We start from the raw sequence: 18812 nt of genomic DNA, 5'->3' as shown, positions 1-18812 counted from the left end.
GCCGCGAATGCGACCCGGCGCAGGCGATCACCACTGGATGCCGGCACCGACGGCCACACCGGCCTCGCCGCGGCTGTTGGTGGAACCACTGAACTTGTAGATCCAGCGACCGCCCTCGGAGACACCGGAGATGCCCAGGGCCACGCCGGATTCGCCGTTGTAGCTGCCGGCGGCGATCGAGGCCATGTTGCGGCCAGCCTCGCTGGGCTGCGGCAGCGATGCGGTTGCCATCGCCGAGGCGATACCGGCCGAGGCGCGGTTGTCGGTCTTGCGCAGGTCGCGTTCGAAGCCGCCCATGCGCTCATCGGTGTAGGCCTTGGACCAGTCCAGGGTCTGCGCCATGCCCGACTTCAGCTGGTCGACGTTGACCGCGTCGGTACCGGCGGTGCCGGCAGCGACGTTGCGCACCGTGGTCGGGCCGCTGCTGGTGCTGCCCAGGGTCACGCTGTTGTAGTTGGTGGTGCCGTTGGTGGTGGTGTCATAGCGGATCGTGCCCTGCTGCGAAGCCTGCAGCTGGCGCACGTTGACCGCATCGGTCGCCTGCGAACCATCGGCCACGTTGACCACCTGGCGTTCGGCACCGGCTGCACCCACCGACACCGTATTGGCGCGGTTGGCGACCGAGCCCGCACCCAGCGCCACCGAGTTGTCTGCCTGCGCCTGCGAGCCGTTGCCCAATGCGGTCGAGTTGGCCCCGGCCGCAGTGGAGCCGGCACCGCCCGCGGCGGAGTTGGCGCCGGTGGCGGCCGGATCGGCCAGGTTGTTGCTGTTGTTGGCGCGGAAGCTGCCGGCAACGTTGGTGATGTTCTGGATCTTCTGGTCGGTGTAGGCCTTGGACTGGTCGATGGCGTAGTTCACGCCGTTCTTCAGCTGGCCGACGTTGGTCGCATCATGGTCGTCGGAGCCATCGGCCACGTGGGTGATCTTGCGCTCGCTGCCACTGCTGCCCACCGCCACCTCACCGGACGAGTTGCTGGCGCCGGCCTGGCCATAGGCACCGGTATAGCCGGTCTGCGCACCGACGCTGGCCACCGAACCGGCACCCAGCGCAACACTGTTGCCTGCGCTGGCATTGGCACCGTTGCCGACCGCTACGCTGCCCGCACCGGCTGCGCTGGCCTGCGGGCCGACCGCCAGTGCTTCGGCACCGGTGGCCGTGGCTGCGGCAGCCGTGGAGTTGACCGCCAGGTACGGGCTGCCGCCGCCGCTGCTGATGCGCTGGTTGAGCACCCGCAGCGAGCCGTCCACTGCAGAGAACGCAGCGGTGACGTTGCTGTAGTCGTTGCCGGTGATGGTGCCATCGGTGGCGATGGTGGAGATGTTGAAGGTCGGCGCGGTCCACAGCCCGGTGCTGCCGTTGTACACGGTGCTGCCACCGAAGTAGCTGGCCACCGTCTGGTGCGTGCTGAACAGCTGGTCGCCGGTGATGGCATCGCTGCTGCCCGCCAGGATGCTGCCGGCGGCCACGTTGGTGACTTTCACCGGTGCACCGCCGGTACCGCTGAGGGTCACGGTATCGACCACGTTGCCACTCCCGTCCACGTCGTACTTCACGGCGCGCGCGTCCAGGTCATCGGTCTGCTCGGCCACATTGGCCAGCGAATTGCTGACCGCATCGAAGGCCGTGCCGACGTCGTTGTAGCTGCCCTGGCTGACCGTGCCATTGGCGGCGACGTTGTTGAGCGTGTAGGTCGGCGCGGTGACCACGCCATTGGCATCCACTGCAGCGCCGCCGCCGAGGTGGGTGGCCACCGTCTGGTTGGCCGCGAACAACTGCGCACCGTTGATCGCTTCGCTGCTGGCTGCGCTGATCTGGCCCGGGCCGAGGTTGCGCAGCGTGGTGGCGGTGCCGGACTGGCCGAGCGTCGCACTTGCGTAGTTGACGCTGCCGTCGCCGTTGACGTCGTAGCGCAGCGCGCCCTCTTCTGAAGCCTGCAACTGACCCAGGTTGACCGCATCGGTGCTGGCGGTGCCGGCGGCGACGTTGGTGACCTGGCGCTCGGCGCCCGCGGCACCGATCGACACGCTGTTGGCACGGTCGGCCAGGCTGCCGGCACCGACCGCGATGCTGTTGGCGGCGGTTGCGCTGGCACCGGCACCGACGGCGATCGCTTCGGCGCCGCTGGCTACGGCGTCGGCACCGGTCGAATTCACCCGCAGGTACCGGGTGCCGGTGTTGCGGATGTCGTTGATCTGGGTGTTGAGGTTGACCAGCGAACCATCCACCGCATCGAAGGCGTCGGTGACGTTGTCATACAGCCCCGGGGCCACGGCGCCACCGGTGGAGATGGTGCTGATCTCGAACAGCGGTGCGGTGAACGTGCTGGTGAGCGGATCGAACGCTGCGCGTCCGCCGAAGAACTTTGCCATCGTGTCGTTGCTGGCGAACAGCTGCGCACCATTGACCGCCTCGCTGCTGGTGGCGTTGACCGCGCCGGCGGCCAGGTTGCCGATGGTGGTGGTGCCGGTGCCATTGCCGAGGGTGACACGGCGGTAGTCGGGGTCGCCTGCACCATCCAGGTCATAGGTGACCGCCGCCGCGCCGACCGCGTCGATCTGGCTGATCGCACCCTTCAGCTGGGCCACGTTGACTGCATCGGTGTTGGCGCTGCCGGCCGCCAGGTTGGTGATCTGCCGCTCGCCACCGCCTGCGGTGCCCACCGACACTTCGCCCGCCGACACCTGTGCGGTGGTCAGGCCGTAAGCGCTGTAGCTGGCCTGCGCGCCGCGCAGTGCGGCCGAGCGGTAGCCCAGCGCCACCGAGTTGGCCTGGTTGGAGGTGCTCTCTGCGCCGAGCAGGGTCTGCCCGTTGGCAGTGCCGCTGGCACTGTCGCCGACCACCACCGAGTGCCCCATGCGTGCTGCATAGTCGGCGGTGGGAACGCCGGTCGGATCGCTCGGATCATTGGCGCCCGCGCCGGGGAAGGCGACGTTGGCATCGACCTTGGGCAGTTCATGGCGGGCGTTGGCACCGATCACCACCTCCTTGGAGCCGTTGGCATAGGCGCCATCGCCCATCAGCACCTGGTAGTCCTGAGCTGCGTTGACCGCCCAGCAGGAGATGTCCGCCAGCGCGATGTCCAGGCACTTGGCCGCCCAGGCCGGCGAGTCCGTCGGCAGCAGCAGGCCGAGCAGGCCACCGGGATTGCCGTTGTTGATGTTGTAGATGTAGCTGTCGGAGGTGACGCCACCGATCAGGGTCAGGTGCGAGCTGCCACCGGTGACCGCGCCACCCAGTCCGTTGAGCGTGGTGCCGACCGGCGTTGCATTGACCACCGGCAGGCCGAGCACGTTGACCGTGGAATAGGTCTGCATGACGTTGGCGGTGCTGAGCTTCAGGTTGCCGTTGGACAGGTAACCGGTGCCGCCGAACAGGCTGGCGGTGGTCGGGCCGAGCAGTTCGGTGACACCGCCCACCAGGCCACCGGTACCGATCACCAGGCCCGCGTTCGGGTCGGCAGCGGCGGGCGCCTTCGGGCTGGTCGGCGGAATGGCCGACGGCGAGGTCAGGCCGAGGCTGCCCAGGGTATTGCCGACCAGGCCACCGACGGCGCCGGTCAGGTTGCCGACGGTGCCGTTGAGGTCACCATTGAGCAGGCTGCCGACCGCGCTGCCAACGCCGTTGAGCGCAGTGCCGACGCCGTTGAGCAGGCCGCCCAGGCCAAGCGCGCTGTTCTGCGCGGCGACGGTTGCGGTGCCGGCCAGCTTGAGATTGCGATCGGCGACGATTTCCTCGCCGTCCTTGCCCTGCACCCGTACCTTGCCTGCCACGCCGGTATCGAACGCTGCGGTGATCGCGCGGTCATCGGTGTCACCCGGCAGCTCTTCCTTGGCAGGCAGCGTGACCGCTGCGGTGGCACCGATCTGGCCCTGGCCTTCGATGTGATTGCCGGCCACGACCAGCTGCGCATCGACCTTGCCATCCACGGCCGCCTTCAAGCCGGACGGCGTTGCACCCGCTGCCGCGGCAACCTGGGTGCCGGCGTCAATGCTGGCAACCGGCTTGCCGGCGATGCCGACATCGGCCTTTGCTGCCGCGTTGGCGGCCAGACCCAACGGCGCCTGTGCGGCCGGTGCGACGTTCGCCGCAAGCGCGGCATCGACACGGGTAGCGGCTGCAGTGCCAACACCGATGTTGGCGCGCACGTCGGCGCCCAGCACCGGTGCAGGCACCTGGCGCGGCGCGGCGCCGGCCGCCAGCTTGACCTGCACGGTGGCCGGCAGCACGTCGCGCACGACCGGCAATGACGTTGTGCTCAGCTGCAGGCCGACGCGTGCGTTGGCACTGATCGCCGGGTTCGCCTGGGCCTGTCGTGCAGCCGCGGCCAGCGCCACTTCGGCATCCACCTTCACCGGCATCGGCTGGGTGTACTTGGCCGCCAGCGCCTGCAGGTCGCGCAGCGATTGATTGGCCTCTGTCGCCGCCGCAGGTCCGCTGGCCAGCACGCACAGCAGTGCCATGGCCAGGGTGCTGGGCACCAGAAGGCTGGCACGACGGTCGCGCGGTGCGGTACCACCGCTATCGCCGGTGGCCAGTTCCGAGGCCACAACCAGAGCATTGAGCTGGCGGTTCCATACACGCCGGTAGATGCGGTTCATGAGCATTTCCCCCGTAGGCGGACAACTTGAATGTCAGTGGACTTGCCGTTAGGCAGGTGACTGACATTTCGCGCCTTTCAGCGAGGGCTGAGCACTTCATTCCGGCAGGGCAATCGCGCATTCCGGCAAATCCACGGCCGGATTCGGCAGCCACATATGCAAATCCGGCAGGGAGGGCTGGCCAGGCTGCCGCCCGGCACCCGCAGAGGCGAAAACCAAAGCCAAAGCCAAAGCAACAGCCGGCTCTGGGTTTTCTGCGGGTTGGCGGGGCGGTGTGGGCTTGCAGGACACGCCGTAAACCCGTCCATGGGGGCTCGATGGCGCCATCCATGGCGCCAACGGTCCTGCAAGCCCACACCGCCCCACCTGTGACAGTTTCCCCACGACGGTTGGAACTGCCGTCGTGCATTCACTGTCGACATGATCGATCTTTGATTTTCAGTGATTATTTCGATCTAAATCGAAATTGATGATCCGACTTTCCCTCGGCCGGGCATGGCCCGGCGCTACATCCAAAGCGCGCGGGAAACTGTCGAAGGCGGGGTGGGTCCGGTTGCGGGGGTGTCCGCGGCATGGATGCCGCGGCCAAGCCCCCATGGACGGGTTTACGGCGTCCCCCGCAACCGGACCCACCCCGCCATTCCACAGGAAACCTGCTTTTGCTTTCGGCAGTTGCCGTTGCCCTTGCCTCTGCGGGCGCCGGGCGGCAGCCCGGCCGATACCCCTCAGGCTGGCTGGCCGAGCTGTGCCGGCGCGCGCATCAACGTGTCACGCGGCAGTTCGCCGAACACTTTCCGGTAGTTGTCGGCAAAGCGGGAAAGATCCCACAGCCCGCAACTGAGGGCGATGGCCTTGACCGAGCGCCGGTTGGAATCGGCCATCGACAGGCTGCGGCAGGCCGCGCACAGCCGCAGCATCGACAGGTAGCGATTGGGCGAGGTGCCGAACAGATCCTCGAACGCATAGCGCAGGCCACGCTCGCTGACGCCGGCGGCATCGCAGATTTCATTCATGTAGATATTGCGGCGAAGATTGAGGCGCATGAAGTTCTCCGCCCGCTGCGCGATCAGGTAATGCGTGCGGCGGGCGCGGCTGCAACTGGGCCGATCGGCTGGGCCGGCACCGAGCAGCGCCTGGACATGCTCGTGCAGCAGGCGCTCGGTTTCTTCCGGCTGCAGCCCACCACCCTGCCCCAGCTGCGCGTGCAGTTGCTGGTAATGGCGTACCAGCGGCATCGCATCATCGCCAAGGTTGAACAGTGAAAGCGCCTGCCCCGCCGGTGGCGTGCTGCGCAGGCTCAGCTCGGTCAACTTGCGCTGCACGCGCGCGACCGGCACCAGCATCAGCGTCATCTGGGTACCAGGGCTGAGAGTGAATTCACTGATGCCTTCGGGCATCACGGTCAAGGCCATGCCCGGCGTCAGCGGCACGCCATGGCACCAGCTCAATGCATCATCGGTGGTGTGCAGGTAGCCGAGCATTGCCCAGTCCGGCGGCAGCATGAAACGGCCGCGGCAGTGGAAGCCACAGGTGATGCTGCAGAACAGGGCTTCCTCGTGAACGCGCGAAGCAAATGCCGCGCGCGGACCATTGCCATCCAGCAGCAACAGTTCCACGTCGCACACGCGGAGCACGCCGCTCAGCGTGGCCAGGTCGATTGACCTGAGATCGCCGTCGTCGTTGTCTTCCACCCCACCATCGACCATGACAGTGTCGTCCCCCGTTTGGCCTGCCGCACGACCCCGCCCCCACTGCCTGACAGGGCGCACGCCGTTTCCAAGAGCATCGTCCGTTGCCGAGATGGACGCTGCGATGCACGCGCGTCCCTCCCTGAAAATGCAAAACCTTGAATGCGAGTATGCCCGATAATCGGCAGTCGTAAACAGGATGTTTCGACGCTGCGGAATTATCAACTGCGTGAAGAAAATGTGCGCGCCGATGGCATGGTTTTCGCATGCGCGCGGATGGGCATCACATTATCTGCACGACCATGAATCGTTTTGCGCAGGAACGGATTTACGTCACAGATCCGCGCCGCAATATTCAGGCATCCAGCGAATCTGCCGAATTTGCATATAGGTTCCGGTTGCAGGGAACCGCCATTCAGGCAAAGTCGAATACACGGTGATCGGGCACGCAGACAGCGGCCACACCCAGGGGGACAGCATGACCATGCACGTACGAGATACCGTTTCGACCACCGGCCTGGAGCTGGGTGGTCGTGGTTGCGCGGCCGCTGCCCTGCCCGGGAATGATCACCCTGCTTGAGCACAGCGGGATTGCCCGCCGTGCCTCCTCCGCCAGGATGGCGGGGGCCTACGGACGGTCCCGGCGGAGCCGGGCCACCGGCCATGCAGGTGTGCTGCAGCAACTGACAGGTAGAGGGAGACAACCGTCATGAACGCATCGATCCGCAAGTTCCTGAAAGAAGAAGATGGCGTGACCGCGCTCGAATACGGGCTGCTGGCCGCCGTGATCGCCGGCATCCTGATCGTGGTGGGCAGAACCCAGATCACCGCGTTCTTCACCACGTTGTTCACCCGCCTGCAGGCCATTGCCACCGACGCCACCACCACCTAGCCAGCGCGCAGGGTGCAGCACCTGCGGTCGCTTCGATGGCGGCCGCGGTGGCCGATGAGGGGTTCTGCAACTGTCCAGTGACGGACAACGAGGGTGTGCGATGACACTGCTGGGATTGCTGGCCATGGGAGTGTGCCTGCGGATTGCGATCAGCGATCTGTACGCCCGCCGCGTGCCCAACACCTGGCTGCTGGCCGCGTGCGCGATCGCCGTGCCCCTGATCATCGCCGGCCAGTTCAATGCCACGCGCACGGCCTGGGCGCCACACCTGCTGGGCGCAGTCGTTGGCCTGCTGGCATTGTTGCCGTTCTATGCGGTGCGCTGGATGGGCGCCGGCGATGTGAAGTTCTTCGCCGTGCTCGGCCTGCTGCTGGGCTGGAAGGCATTGCTGCCGGTCTGGGTGCTGGCCAGCCTGGCCGCAGGCGCCCACGCCGTGCTGGTGCTGGCCGGTCGGCAGCTGGCCGGTCACCTGCCGCTGCGCCTGCAGATGCAGGTAAACCGCGCCAGCACGCACTTGAATGGCCACGCTGCCCTGCGCGAACTGCATGCCGCGCGCGAGGGGCGACAGGGCATTCCCTACGCAGCCTACCTGGCCTTCGCGGCGATTGGCTGGGTGTTGGCAACCACCTATGGAGGCGTCGCATGAAAGCGTTCGCGCGCCAACGCCAACGCGGCGTGGCCAGCATCGAATTCGCGTTGATGCTGCTGCTCGGCCTGGTGCCGCTGCTGCTGCTCACCTTTTCCGGCGTGCTGATCATGGCCGCGCAGCAGACGCTGGCGACGGCCTCGGCCGAGGGCGCGCGCGCTTCGCTGCGCTTTGGCAACGCCGGCGAGCGGCGCACCGCCGCCTGCCTGGCGGCCCGCCGCTCCATGCAATGGCTGTTGCAGTTTTCCGGGCAGAACCCGGACTGCAGCGGCGGCGGCACCGGCGCCATCGTGGTCTCGCCGCAGGCGCCCTGCGCCGGCCTGGCGACGGTGCAATGCATGACCGTGACGGTGAGCTACGACTATGCGTCCCATCCCTTCCTGCCCGGCACCGCCACGCTCTATGGCTGGGTGATGCAGGCCCCCATCCGCAGCGTCGCGGTCGCCCAGCTGGACCTCGGCAGCAACTGACGATCGGTACAGGAGACGATTTTCATGCTCAAGTTGACCCGCATCGCCGCCATCGCACTGATCGCGCTCGCCGTGCTGCTGGCCGTGGTCGCCTTCGTGATCGGGCGCAAGCCTGCGGCCTCGGCGGACAACCCGAGCACGATCGTGAAGGCCGATGCGCAGACCTTCAGTGTCGTTGAAGCCACCGCGCGGCTACCCGCCGGCGAGCCGATCAGCGCCAATGGCGTGCGGCTGACACAACGCACCGCAGAAGTGCCGGGGGCCGTTGCCGACCTGGCAGCGGTGGTCGGCAAGGTGCCGGTGCAGGACATCAGCGAAGGCAGCGCGATTGCTGCCAGCCTGCTGGCACAGGGCTTCTCGCTGCAGCTGCGGCCGGGTGAACGGGCATTGGCGGTGCCGGTCGATGAGCTGGTCGCGGCAGGCAACCGCATCCTGCCCGGTGATTTCGTCGACGTCTTCCTCAACCTGCGCAGCGCCGCTACCAGCTACAACGGCCAGCAGGACATCGCACAGACGCGGTTGCTGCTGTCACGCCTGCGCGTGCTCAGCTACGGACAGCAGGACATCGCGGCAGCCCCGACGAGCAGCCAGGGCCAGGCCCCGGCCACGGCAGGCAACGACTCACGTGCAGCCGATATCACCAGCGGTTCCAGCAGCGCCCCCAGCAACGCAAACGGTAGCGATGCCACGCAGCCGGCGCGCACCGCGGTGCTGGCGGTGCCGGTGGCCGACGCCAACCGCCTGCTGCTCGGCGCACAGCAGGGCAAGCTGTTCCTCGCCCTGCGCAATCCCGCCGATACCGGCCTGCCGGATGTGGCGTTGTTCCCACAGGCGCGCGGCGTGCTGGACCCGGTGCGCGGCCTGGACAACGAGCAGCAGCAGGCCCTGCAGCGACCGGAGAACAACGCCTACGCCGGCCTGGATGGCGATGCGCTGGCTGGCCGCGGCAGCAGCGTGCAGCGCAGCGTCCACGAAACGCCGGCGCGTGCACCGGTGCAGCGTCGCTCGACGCCGCGACCGGCGGGCATCGAAATCATCCGCGGCGACACTGCTGCCCCCCGTGGCTCCCTTTGACCCTTGCCGAGAGCGCACATGACTGAACGTCGCCACCGCCTACGCCCCACTGTCCGCCAGCGCTGGCTGGCCCTGCTGCTGGTGCTGCTGGCACCGGGTGCGAGCGTGGCTGCCGACGATCTGTTGCTGCAGACCCGCGAACAGCGGCCATGGACGCTGCCGGCCGACCTGGAACGGGTTGCCATCGCCGACCCCGGCGTAGCTGACATCGTGATGCTGCGCGGCGCACGCCAGGCGCTGCTGGTGGGCAAGGCCCCCGGCACCACCACCCTGCTGCTCTGGCATCGCAAGCAGAGCGAACCGCAGCGCGTGCAGGTGCGGGTGCAGAGTGCCGTGCAGGGCGCCGCCGATGCCGGCTCCAGCGGACTGGTGTTCACCCAGCAGGACCAGCAGGGGCTGCTGCAGGGAAGCAGCGAGAGCGTGCTGGCGCACATGCAGGAGCAGAAGACCGCGGTGATGGCGCTCGGCAAGGACGGCAGCCTGGCCGATGCCTCCACCATCAGCAGCGGCGGCGTGGTACAGGTCGAGGTGAAGGTGGTCGAGTTCAACAAGACCGCGCTGAAGCAGATCGGCATCAACTTCCAGAACCGCAACGGTGGCTTCGCCTATGGATTCGCGCGGCCGGGCGGGCAGCTGCCAGGCAACACCGGCATCCTGCCTGGCATGAAGGAAGGTGAGTCGAGCAACGAAAGCGAGTCACCGATCTCCTCGGCGTTCAGGCTGGTGTTCGGTTCGACCAAGGGCTTGTGGAACGCCGATGTCGACCTGCTGCAGGCCAACGGCATGGCGCGCGTGCTGGCCGAGCCCACTCTCGTCGCGCTGTCCGGGCAGAGCGCCAGCTTCCTGGCCGGTGGCGAACTGCCGATCCTGGAGCCGCAGGGGCTCGGCACGACCACGGTTACCTACAAGCCCTTCGGCATCGGCCTCACCGTTACTCCCACGGTGCTCTCACCGAACCGCATTGCGTTGAAGGTTGCCCCGGAAGCCAGCGACCTGGACTACACCAATGCGATCGCGCTCAACGGCGTGCAGATCCCTTCGATCACCACCCGCCGCGCCGACACCACCGTCGAGCTAGGCGATGGTGAGAGTTTCGTCATCGGCGGTCTGGTCAGCTCCACCGTGGCCTCGACGGTCAACAAGATTCCGCTGCTCGGCGACCTGCCGATCATCGGTACGTTCTTCCGCAACTTCGACTACAAGCGCCAGGACAAGGAACTGGTGATCATCGTCACCCCGCGGTTGGTACAGCCGATTGCCCGCAATACCGAACTGCCGCTGCCCGGCGATCGCGAAGCCAAGCCGAACATGCCCGAATGGGGCGCGTGGCTGCTTGGCCCGATCAGCCGCGATCCGGTTCCCGGTTTCTCGCGCTGACCTGCATGACGTCTCCGGTACTACGCCCATGCCCTACGCCACTGCCCTGCCGCTGCACCCGCAAGGACCACCGATGAACCTGGTCCTGTACGGGATCGACCGTGAACTGCTGCCACGCCTGGCTGCCAAGCTGCCGCCGACCACGGCACTGCACTGGCAGGACAGCAGCGAGCCGACCTCGGCCCAGGACCTGCAGCGTGGCCCGCAGAACCTGGTACTGCTGGACTTCCGCCCGGAGCATGCCTCGGCATCGACGGTACTGGCGCAGCAGCTGCAGCAGACCCAACCCGAATTGACCCTGGTGGCGGTGGGCGCTACCAGCGCCGGCCAGGTGGAAGGCGTGGTGATGGCGCTGCGCGCGGGCCTGCGCGATGTACTGGACCTGGACAGTGACAACACCGGCATCGAAGCCGCCCTGCGTCGCGCTTTGTCACCGCGCCCCGCCGCAAGCGCACAGCAGGCGCACAAGGCGCGCCTGATCGTGCTGCTGGGCGTGCGCGCCGGCGTCGGCACCAGCACGTTGGCCGCACACCTGTCGGTGCTCGCACAGCAGACCCGCACCCTGGCCCAGGGCGATGCCGCCATGCAGGACGGGCTGCTGATGGAGCTGGCGCAGCCGGCCGGCGACCTCGCCCTGTACCTCAACCTGGACAGCCGCTTCCACTACGAAGACGCGCTGCGCAATGCCAGCCGCATCGATGCCACCCTGGCCCGCACGGCGATGGCCCGGCACACCAGCGGACTGGTCCTGCTCGACCGTGCCAGCGGCAGCGACGCACTGCCGCCGTCCGATCCTGGTGCGCTGCTGCAACGACTGCGCGGCGTGTTCTCCAGCGTACTGTGCGATGCCGGTGGCTGCCCGCTGCGGCAGCTGCCGCCGCTGCTGCTGGACCAGGCCGATGAAATCTGGCTGGTGGCCGACGCATCGATCGCCACCTTGGTGTCGCTGGACCACGCCCTGAAGCACCTTTCCGGCCAGCGCGACCGCGAGAAGCGACTGCAGCTGGTGATCAACCGCCACGACGACAACAGTGGCATGAGCCCCGAACAGATCGCGCGCCGCTTCGAGCTGCCGCTGCTGGCCACCCTGCCCGAGCGGTCGCGGGTACGCGCCTCCGCCAGCCATGGCCATCTGCTGCTGCAGGATGCGCCGCGCGACCCGTACCTGCGTGCCCTCGCCCCGCTGGTGCAACGCCTGGATCCGGCTGCCTGCCCGGTCCAGGCGCACGGCCTGCGGGAAAGACTTGCCCTTGCCCTGGGTGGATCGCAATGGAAGACAAAGTGACCCCGTTCCCGCACGTTGTCGCCCGCAGCACGGTGCCGGAGCATGCACCGGGCAGCCTGCCGTTCGCACAGACCGAGCAGTACCAGAAGGTGCTGTCGGCCGCGCACGAGCATCTGCTCAACAGCATCGAAGACGAGCGCATCGACATCGATTCCTGGGCCCCCGACACCATCGCCCGCTGGGTGGAAGTGCAGACGGTCAGTTTCATCCAGGAATGGCGCATCCCCATCAACGAAGAAGAAATGCAGGTGGTGGCCGAAGGCCTGGTCAAGGAGCTGACCGGGTTCGGCCCGCTCGATGACCTGCTGCATGACCCCACCATCGAAGACATCCTGATCAATGGCTTCAAGGATGTGCATGTCTCCCAGGGCGGGCAGCTCAAGCGCGCGCCACAGCGCTTCACCGATGACACCCACCTGCTGCGCATCCTGCGCCGCATCATCGCCCCGCTCGGCCGCCGCCTGGATGATTCCAATCCGATGGTCGATGCACGCCTGCCCAATGGTGGCCGCCTCAACGCGATCATCTCGCCGCTGGCGGTGGACGGGCCGATGGTGTCCATCCGCAAGTTCCGCAAGGATCCGTTCACCCCCGACGAACTGCTGGCCAAGGGCACCTTCGATGCGCCGATGCAGGCGCTGCTGAAGGCGATGGTGCTGGGCCGCTGCAACATCCTGGTGTCAGGTGGCACCAGCTCGGGCAAGACCTCGCTGCTCAATGCGCTGGCCAGCTATGTGCCGGCCAACGAACGCGTCATTACCGTGGAAGACACCGCCGAGCTCTCGCTCAACCACCCGCATGTGGTGCGCCTGGAGAGCCGCATCGGTGGCGCCGAAGGCCAGGGCGCGGTCAGCATCCGCGACCTGGTGCGCAACAGCCTGCGCATGCGCCCGGACCGCATCGTGGTCGGCGAAGTGCGGGGCGCGGAGGTGCTGGAGATGCTGCAGGCGATGAACACCGGCCATGACGGATCGATGGCCACCATCCACGCCAATTCGCCGCGCGACTGCCTGTACCGCATCGAGATGCTGGCCGGCTTCGCCGGTTTCCAGGGCAGCGAAGACAGCCTGCGCCGGCAGATCGCCAGTGCCATCGACTTCATCGTGCAGATCTCGCGCCTGGGCAGCGGCCGCCGGGTGCTGGTATCCATCACTGAAATCACCGGCGTCAGCGACAACCTGATCACCACCCAGGAGATGTTCCGCCACGAAGTGCAGATCGATGGCAGCGGCAAGGAAATCGACCGTTGGATCGGCCTCGGCTTCCAGCCACATTCGCACAAGCTGGAGCCGTTCCGGCAGTTGCTGCGCGAATCCCTGTACGGAGACTTCTGAGCATGGGTACCGGCCTGCTGCTGGGTGTGCTGAGCATCGTGTCGGTGCTGCTGGCGCTGGCGGTGTGGCTGTGGGGGACGGCCAGCAGCCGCGAACAGCGCCAGGCCTCGCTGCAGCACGCCGAGCAGCAGCTGGCGCGCGGCACCGGCGCTGCCGCCGCGCCGGCCGATGCAGCACGGCAGGCGCCGCTGCCAGCGCCGGGTCGCCGCGCCCTGCCCTGGAACGGGCTGCTGCAGCGTGCCGGCCTGGCACCGGGCTGGAAGCTGCCGCTGCTGATGCTGCTGCCGGGCATCGCCCTGTCCGCGTTCGCGGTGTTGCGCCTGGGCACCTTCTGGATGTTCCCGTTGACCCTGCTGCTGTACCTGCTGGGCTGCTGGCTGTGGCTGATGCGCCGTATCGGCAAGCTGCAGGCGCAGCTGCTGCACCAGCTGCCGGACTTCCTCGACAACCTGGTACGCCTTACCGCGCTCGGCAACAGCCTGCAGGCCGCCTTCCAGGTCGCGTCGATGCAGACCAACGCGCCGCTGCGCGGCCTGCTCGACACCACGGTGCGCTATGCACGTGGCGGCATGGACCTTGACCGTGCGCTCAACCTGGCCGCACAGCCCTACCGCATGGACGTGCTGAAGGTGCTGGCGGTGGTGATGGGCGTGAGCGTGCGCATCGGTGGCCGTGCCGACCAGATCCTGCAGCGCATGGGCGACTTCATGCGTGACCTGGAACAGGCGCAACAGGAACTGGCCGCAACCACTTCTGAAACCCGCATGTCGGCGTGGGTACTGGGCCTTCTGCCACCGGCCAGCGCAGTGCTGATGGCGATCTCCAGCCCCGAGTTCTTCCAGCCGGTGCTGCACGGCCCACTGGGCCACAAGATCCTGCTGATCGCGCTGGCGCTGGAGTTGACCGGCGCCTTCCTGCTGTACCGCCTGGCCAAATCACTATGAACATCCCCGACCACGCAGGAGGCATCCAATGAGCGCCAGCATCTGGTTCGTGGCTGCCCTGCTGGTGTTGGCCGCCGGCGTGGCCCTGCTGGGGCTTGGCAGCTGGGTGCGCAGCCATCGCGAGGACCGCAGCGAGGCCACGTTGAAAACAGCGCTGCGTCCGCGCGAAAGCGAAGACGCAGCGGCTGACGCACGCAAGGACTCACTCGGCTGGCTGGAGCAGTTCGGCCGCGGACTGAGCGGCGGACGCCTGGAAGCGGCGCTGCTGGCCGGTGAGGATCGCCTGCTGCTGGACCTGGCCGGCTGGAACACCCGCCGCGGCACCGCCATCTACCTCGGCCTGCGGCTGCTGCTGGCGGTGCTGGTACTGGGTATTGCGCTGACGCTGAGTGACGCCACGGGGTTGTCTAGGATCATGGTGGTGATCGGCGCGCTGGCTGCTGGCCTGCTGCTGCCGAAGTTCGCGCTCAGTGCGTGGGTCAAGCGGCGGCGACGCGCGGTGAACAATGAGCTGCCGCTGTTGATCGACCTGCTGCGCCTGCTGCAGGGCGTGGGCTACAGCATGGATCAGAGCCTGCAGACACTGGGCGACAAGCTGCGCGACGCACTGCCGGTGCTGGGCGGGGAAATCCAGGAAGCCAATGTGTCCTACACCCATGGGCGCACGCGCGCGCAGTCGCTGCGGCGGCTGAGCGATGTGTACGGCGATGACGATCTGTCCAGCCTTGTGCAGTTGATCCTGCAGGTGCACGCCCACGGCGGTGCCGTGCAGGAACCGCTGCGCCAGTTCAGCGTCCGCCTGCGCGAGCAGCGCCGCAATGCGCTGAAGGAAAAGGTCGGCAAGCTCTCGGTGAAGATGACCGTGGTGATGATGCTGACCCTGCTGCCGGCACTGATGCTGGTGCTGGCCGGACCGGCGCTGGTCGCGCTGGCCACTACCTTGTCGAAAATGGGATGACCTTCATGCCTGTCCTGCGCCCTGCCTGCCTGTTGCTTGCCCTGGTTGCCGCTGCTGCCGGCTGCAGCTCCACCACGCCGAAGTACCTGCGTGCGCCGAGCCTGGCCGAGCCGACCCCGGCCCCGCAGGACAGCCGCAACGCCTACCTGGAACTGATCCAGCGGATGCAGCAGCAGGGCGCCTGGTACGCTTCGCTGGCGCACGTGGATGCGTTCCGCCAGCGCTACGGCGATACCCCGGCACTGCGCCTGCTGCAGGCCGACGCACTGCGCCAGACCGGCCAGGTCGATGCGGCGCTGGCGCTGTACCGCGAGCTCGGCAATGGCCCGCAGGCCGCGGCCGCTGCACACGGCATGGGCCTGATCGCTGCCCTCCGCGACGACGACCAGGGCGGCGAACAGGCGCTGGCACGTGCCACCCAGTTGAGCCCGCTGAACACCGATTACCTCGGCGACCTGGGCTATGCACGGCTTCGTGCCGGCCGCTTCGAACAGGCACGCGAGCCGCTGGCCAAGGCGCTGGAACTGTCGCCGGGCAATGCCAAGGCCACCGCCAATCTGGCCCTGTGGGCACTGTTGCGTGGCGACACTGCCACCGTCGAACGGCTGGCCCAACAGGCCAGCTTCAGCGAGGAGACCCGCCGCAGCGTCGAGCAGCAGGCGCAGCAGATCCGCGCGCGGCTGCAGCAACGCCAGGCCGCTGCCACTGCTGCAGCGGCGCCAGCGGCACGGCCAGTTGCTTCGGTAGCTGCCCCCCCCGCCAACGCAAGCCCACGCTTGGCCGCCGAACCGCGCCGCGATGGCCGCGACGAACGCGACCCACCACGACTGCCGCCCTCGATGCTGGAACGCTTCGGCTCCATCGACCATCCCACCGGGAACACGCCATGACCTCGACGCCGCTGATCCGCTGCCTGCTGCCGGTGCTTGCCGGCTTGTCTTTCGCTGCGGTTGTGCAGGCGCAGACGCCGCAGCAACCGTTGACCGGGCAGATGCTGGGTGGTGCCGCGCCCGCGCCGGCAGCCGCTCCCCTGCACAGCGAGCCGTTGGCTACCGTGGACGTATCGCCGCCACCAGCCGCAGCGCCCATCGCAGCCCCCGCAGCCCCTGAAACCAGGCCTGATTTCGGCGGCACGCAGTTGCAGCCCAACACCTCGCAGATCGGTGACACCACTCGCAGCCTGTTCCGCCTGCAGGCCTCCGGCGAGGTGGCCGGTGCCCGCCTGCCGATCCTCGGCGACCAGGCCACATCCAGCTACGCGCGTTACCTGAAGAGCTTCCAGTACGACATTCCGCAATTCTTCGAGACCGACGTCGCCAAGTCCGCAGGATCCTCCCGATCCGGACGCTGAGGCCCGCCATGAACCGAGCACGCCACATCAGCTTCAGTCGCCCGCGCGGCGGTATGTCGGTCACCATGATGCTGGTGATGATCGCGCTGCTGGCCATGCTCGGCCTGATCGAGATCGGCTTCCTGTTCTGGGCCAAGCGCGATGCGCAGAAGGTGGTCGATCTGGCTGCGCTGGCAGGCGCACAACGGCTGGACCTGTGCCGGCCCGACAACGCCGACAACAGCGCGGCCCGGCAGAACGCGCTTGCACAGAACACCTTCCCTGGGCAGGTGCAGATCCAGTGTGGCAACTGGAATGCCACCCGCGGAACGGCTGACCACTTCAGCCCAAGCGTGGACGCAGGCAATCCACGCAACGCAGTGCGGGTCATTGCCGAACGCGGCGTACTGCCGTTCTTCGGCCAGAACAGCGGGCTGCCCACGTTGCGCGTGCAGGCGGTGGCCAAGCGTTCGGAACCCACCGCCGTGTTTGCAGTGGGTTCGCAGCTGCTGCGCACCAATGGCAACTCCCCCTTGATGGCGACCCTTCGGCTGGTCGGCCTGGACGTCACCAACGCAACAATTCTGTCCTACGACGGCCTGGCACAGGCCACCGTCACCCCGTCGGGGCTGCTGGCGGCACTGGGCATCCCGGTCACCGCCGACCTCAGCGTGGCCGACTTCAACCGGCTGCTGTCGGTCAACCGCATATCACTGGCACAGCTGGTCAATGCCACTGCCACGGTGGTGGGCCGCGAGACCGCTGTCGGCGTACAGCTGCAGGCGCTGTCCAACCTGGTCGGCACGCGGCTGGACATCAACCAGCTGAACATTCTGCTGGGCAGCCAGAACGGCGGCGGCGGCCTGTTCGCGCAGGTGATCTCACCGGACGGCACCATCGGCAGCGCACTGGAATCGAGGGTCAACGTGCTGGATCTTGTCACCGCCGCGATCTCCATCGCCAACGATGGCAATGGCGTGCAGGTGCAGGGCTTGAACCTGCTGGGCATCGACGTCAAGGCCGGCGTGGTGGAGCCGCCGTCGATCGCCATCGGTGGCGTCGGCGCACGCGCGTACAACGCGCAGGTGCGGCTGATGGTGGACGTCGACAGCGACCGCCTGTTCGCGATCGGCCCGCTGCTGAACCTGCTCGGCACCCGCCTGCATCTGCCACTGCACGTGGATGTGGCCAATGCGATGGGGACGCTGACCAGCATCCAGTGCGGTGCGTCACCACCCACGGCCACCATCCAGGTCGATTCCTCGGTGCTGCGCGCCTGCGTCGGCAAGGTCAACGCGGCCGATCGCTTCTCCAAGAGCAACGTCTGTGACGCGACCCTGCAGAACGAGCAGCTGTTGAAGCTTCTGGGGCAGCCCCTGATCAACGACAAGGTCACCCTGCCGGCACTGACCAGCACGCAGAGCCTGACCCTGGCCGCAGGCCAGACCGGCTCGACCCGGATCAACCCGTTGGCCGTCGGCACTGCCGTGTCAGACCTGGTCAACGAACTGCTGCGGGTGCTGTCAGGCATGCTCAGTTCACCCAAGCAAGGCATGAGCGCCAATGACACCGCCAAGGCTCTGGCCGACCGTTACCTGCAGGCGGCCTTCCCCAGCGGCGGGCGTTACAACGTGGACCAGGTGATTCCATTGCTGCGCGATGGCGATCCGTCACGCAACCTCGCACCGCTGGGCAACTGGACCGTTACCAAGGGCGTACCCAAGCCCTGCCTGATTGGCCTGAGCACCTGCTGGGAAGATGGATCGGTCTGGGCCGGTTACCGCGCCACCGTGACCGGCCAGGGCCTGGGCCTGCTCGACGGCCTGCTGGGCTCGCTGGTCGGCGGCCTGCTGATCAACCGCTGCGACAGCCTGCTGGGCAACCTGATCGACTACAACGGCTGCGTGCGCACCAACCTGGCGTCCTACATCCAGACCGCCCCGGCCGGATTCCTGGATGGGCAGAACGGCGGCGGCGTGACCACCCCCGGCAACAACGTCACCTGCAGTGGCCTGCTGTGTGCGCTGCTGAACCCGGTGCTGGCGGCGCTCAAGCCCGTACTCAACAGCGTCGGCACCCTGCTGACCAACACCCTGGCCAGCCTGCTCGGGCTGGAACTGGGCCGCACCGATGTCAGCATGCAGTCGATCCAGTGCAGCTCGGCGCAGCTGGTCTTCTGACCCGCGCGGGCACCGGTTGGCGGCGTCCGCGCCCA

The 18812-nt window shown here is 67.5% G+C and carries 14 protein-coding genes; 12 read left to right on the top strand and 2 right to left on the bottom strand.

All coding sequences use genetic code 11. The annotated features are described in order from the left end of the window. Positions 1-27: 27 nt before the first annotated feature. On the bottom strand, positions 28-4599 hold the full coding sequence (locus tag BW38_RS15935) for a YadA-like family protein (RefSeq protein ID WP_032975296.1): 4572 nt from the start codon (positions 4597-4599) through the stop codon (positions 28-30). Between the two features lie 725 nt (positions 4600-5324). Beyond that, a complete protein-coding gene (locus BW38_RS15940; RefSeq protein ID WP_025878548.1) occupies positions 5325-6305 on the bottom strand; it encodes a helix-turn-helix domain-containing protein in 981 nt (326 codons plus the stop codon). A 691-nt stretch (positions 6306-6996) separates the two neighbouring features. On the opposite strand from BW38_RS15940, the gene BW38_RS15945 reads away from it, so the two are divergent. The 12 genes from BW38_RS15945 (at position 6997) to BW38_RS16000 (ending at position 18777) form a co-directional block, all read left to right on the top strand. Further along, a complete protein-coding gene (locus BW38_RS15945) occupies positions 6997-7179 on the top strand; it encodes a Flp family type IVb pilin (protein ID WP_025878547.1) in 183 nt (60 codons plus the stop codon). A gap of 100 nt (positions 7180-7279) precedes the next feature. Further along, positions 7280-7825, top strand: a complete 546-nt coding sequence (locus BW38_RS15950) for an A24 family peptidase (RefSeq protein WP_032975294.1) — start codon at positions 7280-7282, stop codon at positions 7823-7825. After that, entirely contained in the window at positions 7822-8295 is a 474-nt protein-coding gene (locus tag BW38_RS15955) for a TadE/TadG family type IV pilus assembly protein (RefSeq protein WP_025878545.1), read from the top strand. The genes BW38_RS15950 and BW38_RS15955 overlap by 4 nt, the downstream gene beginning before the upstream one ends. A gap of 24 nt (positions 8296-8319) precedes the next feature. Then, positions 8320-9369 carry a Flp pilus assembly protein CpaB gene (gene cpaB / locus BW38_RS15960; protein ID WP_025878544.1) on the top strand — a complete coding sequence of 350 codons (1050 nt, stop codon included), beginning with the start codon at positions 8320-8322 and terminating at the stop codon, positions 9367-9369. An 18-nt stretch (positions 9370-9387) separates the two neighbouring features. After that, the gene (locus BW38_RS15965) at positions 9388-10746 is read left to right on the top strand and encodes a type II and III secretion system protein family protein (protein WP_032975292.1); all 1359 of its coding nucleotides are present in this window, start codon (positions 9388-9390) and stop codon (positions 10744-10746) included. Between the two features lie 28 nt (positions 10747-10774). Further along, positions 10775-12031, top strand: a complete 1257-nt coding sequence (locus tag BW38_RS15970) for a fimbrial protein (protein WP_032975291.1) — start codon at positions 10775-10777, stop codon at positions 12029-12031. Further along, entirely contained in the window at positions 12016-13365 is a 1350-nt protein-coding gene (locus BW38_RS15975) for a CpaF family protein (protein ID WP_025878541.1), read from the top strand. Before BW38_RS15970 ends, BW38_RS15975 begins: the two co-directional genes overlap by 16 nt. Before the next feature lie 2 nt (positions 13366-13367). Then, positions 13368-14309, top strand: coding sequence for a type II secretion system F family protein (locus BW38_RS15980; RefSeq protein ID WP_032975290.1), 942 nt, complete (start codon positions 13368-13370; stop codon positions 14307-14309). Positions 14310-14337: 28 nt separating this feature from the next. Continuing rightward, the gene (locus tag BW38_RS15985) at positions 14338-15267 is read left to right on the top strand and encodes a type II secretion system F family protein (protein ID WP_025878539.1); all 930 of its coding nucleotides are present in this window, start codon (positions 14338-14340) and stop codon (positions 15265-15267) included. 5 nt (positions 15268-15272) lie between these two features. Continuing rightward, on the top strand, positions 15273-16157 hold the full coding sequence (locus tag BW38_RS15990) for a tetratricopeptide repeat protein (protein WP_032975356.1): 885 nt from the start codon (positions 15273-15275) through the stop codon (positions 16155-16157). Beyond that, positions 16154-16618: a DUF3613 domain-containing protein gene (locus BW38_RS15995; protein ID WP_032975289.1), complete on the top strand. Its 465-nt coding sequence runs from the start codon at positions 16154-16156 to the stop codon at positions 16616-16618. The genes BW38_RS15990 and BW38_RS15995 overlap by 4 nt, the downstream gene beginning before the upstream one ends. An 8-nt stretch (positions 16619-16626) precedes the next feature. Further along, the gene (locus BW38_RS16000; RefSeq protein ID WP_032975288.1) at positions 16627-18777 is read left to right on the top strand and encodes a TadG family pilus assembly protein; all 2151 of its coding nucleotides are present in this window, start codon (positions 16627-16629) and stop codon (positions 18775-18777) included. Positions 18778-18812: the final 35 nt, after the last annotated feature.

Origin of the sequence: Stenotrophomonas sp. RIT309, from assembly GCF_000632045.1 — a bacterium.
Classification (GTDB): domain Bacteria; phylum Pseudomonadota; class Gammaproteobacteria; order Xanthomonadales; family Xanthomonadaceae; genus Stenotrophomonas; species Stenotrophomonas indicatrix.
The sequence above is the reverse complement of the archived record's forward strand: the minus strand, read 5'-3'. Positions and strand labels throughout refer to the sequence as shown.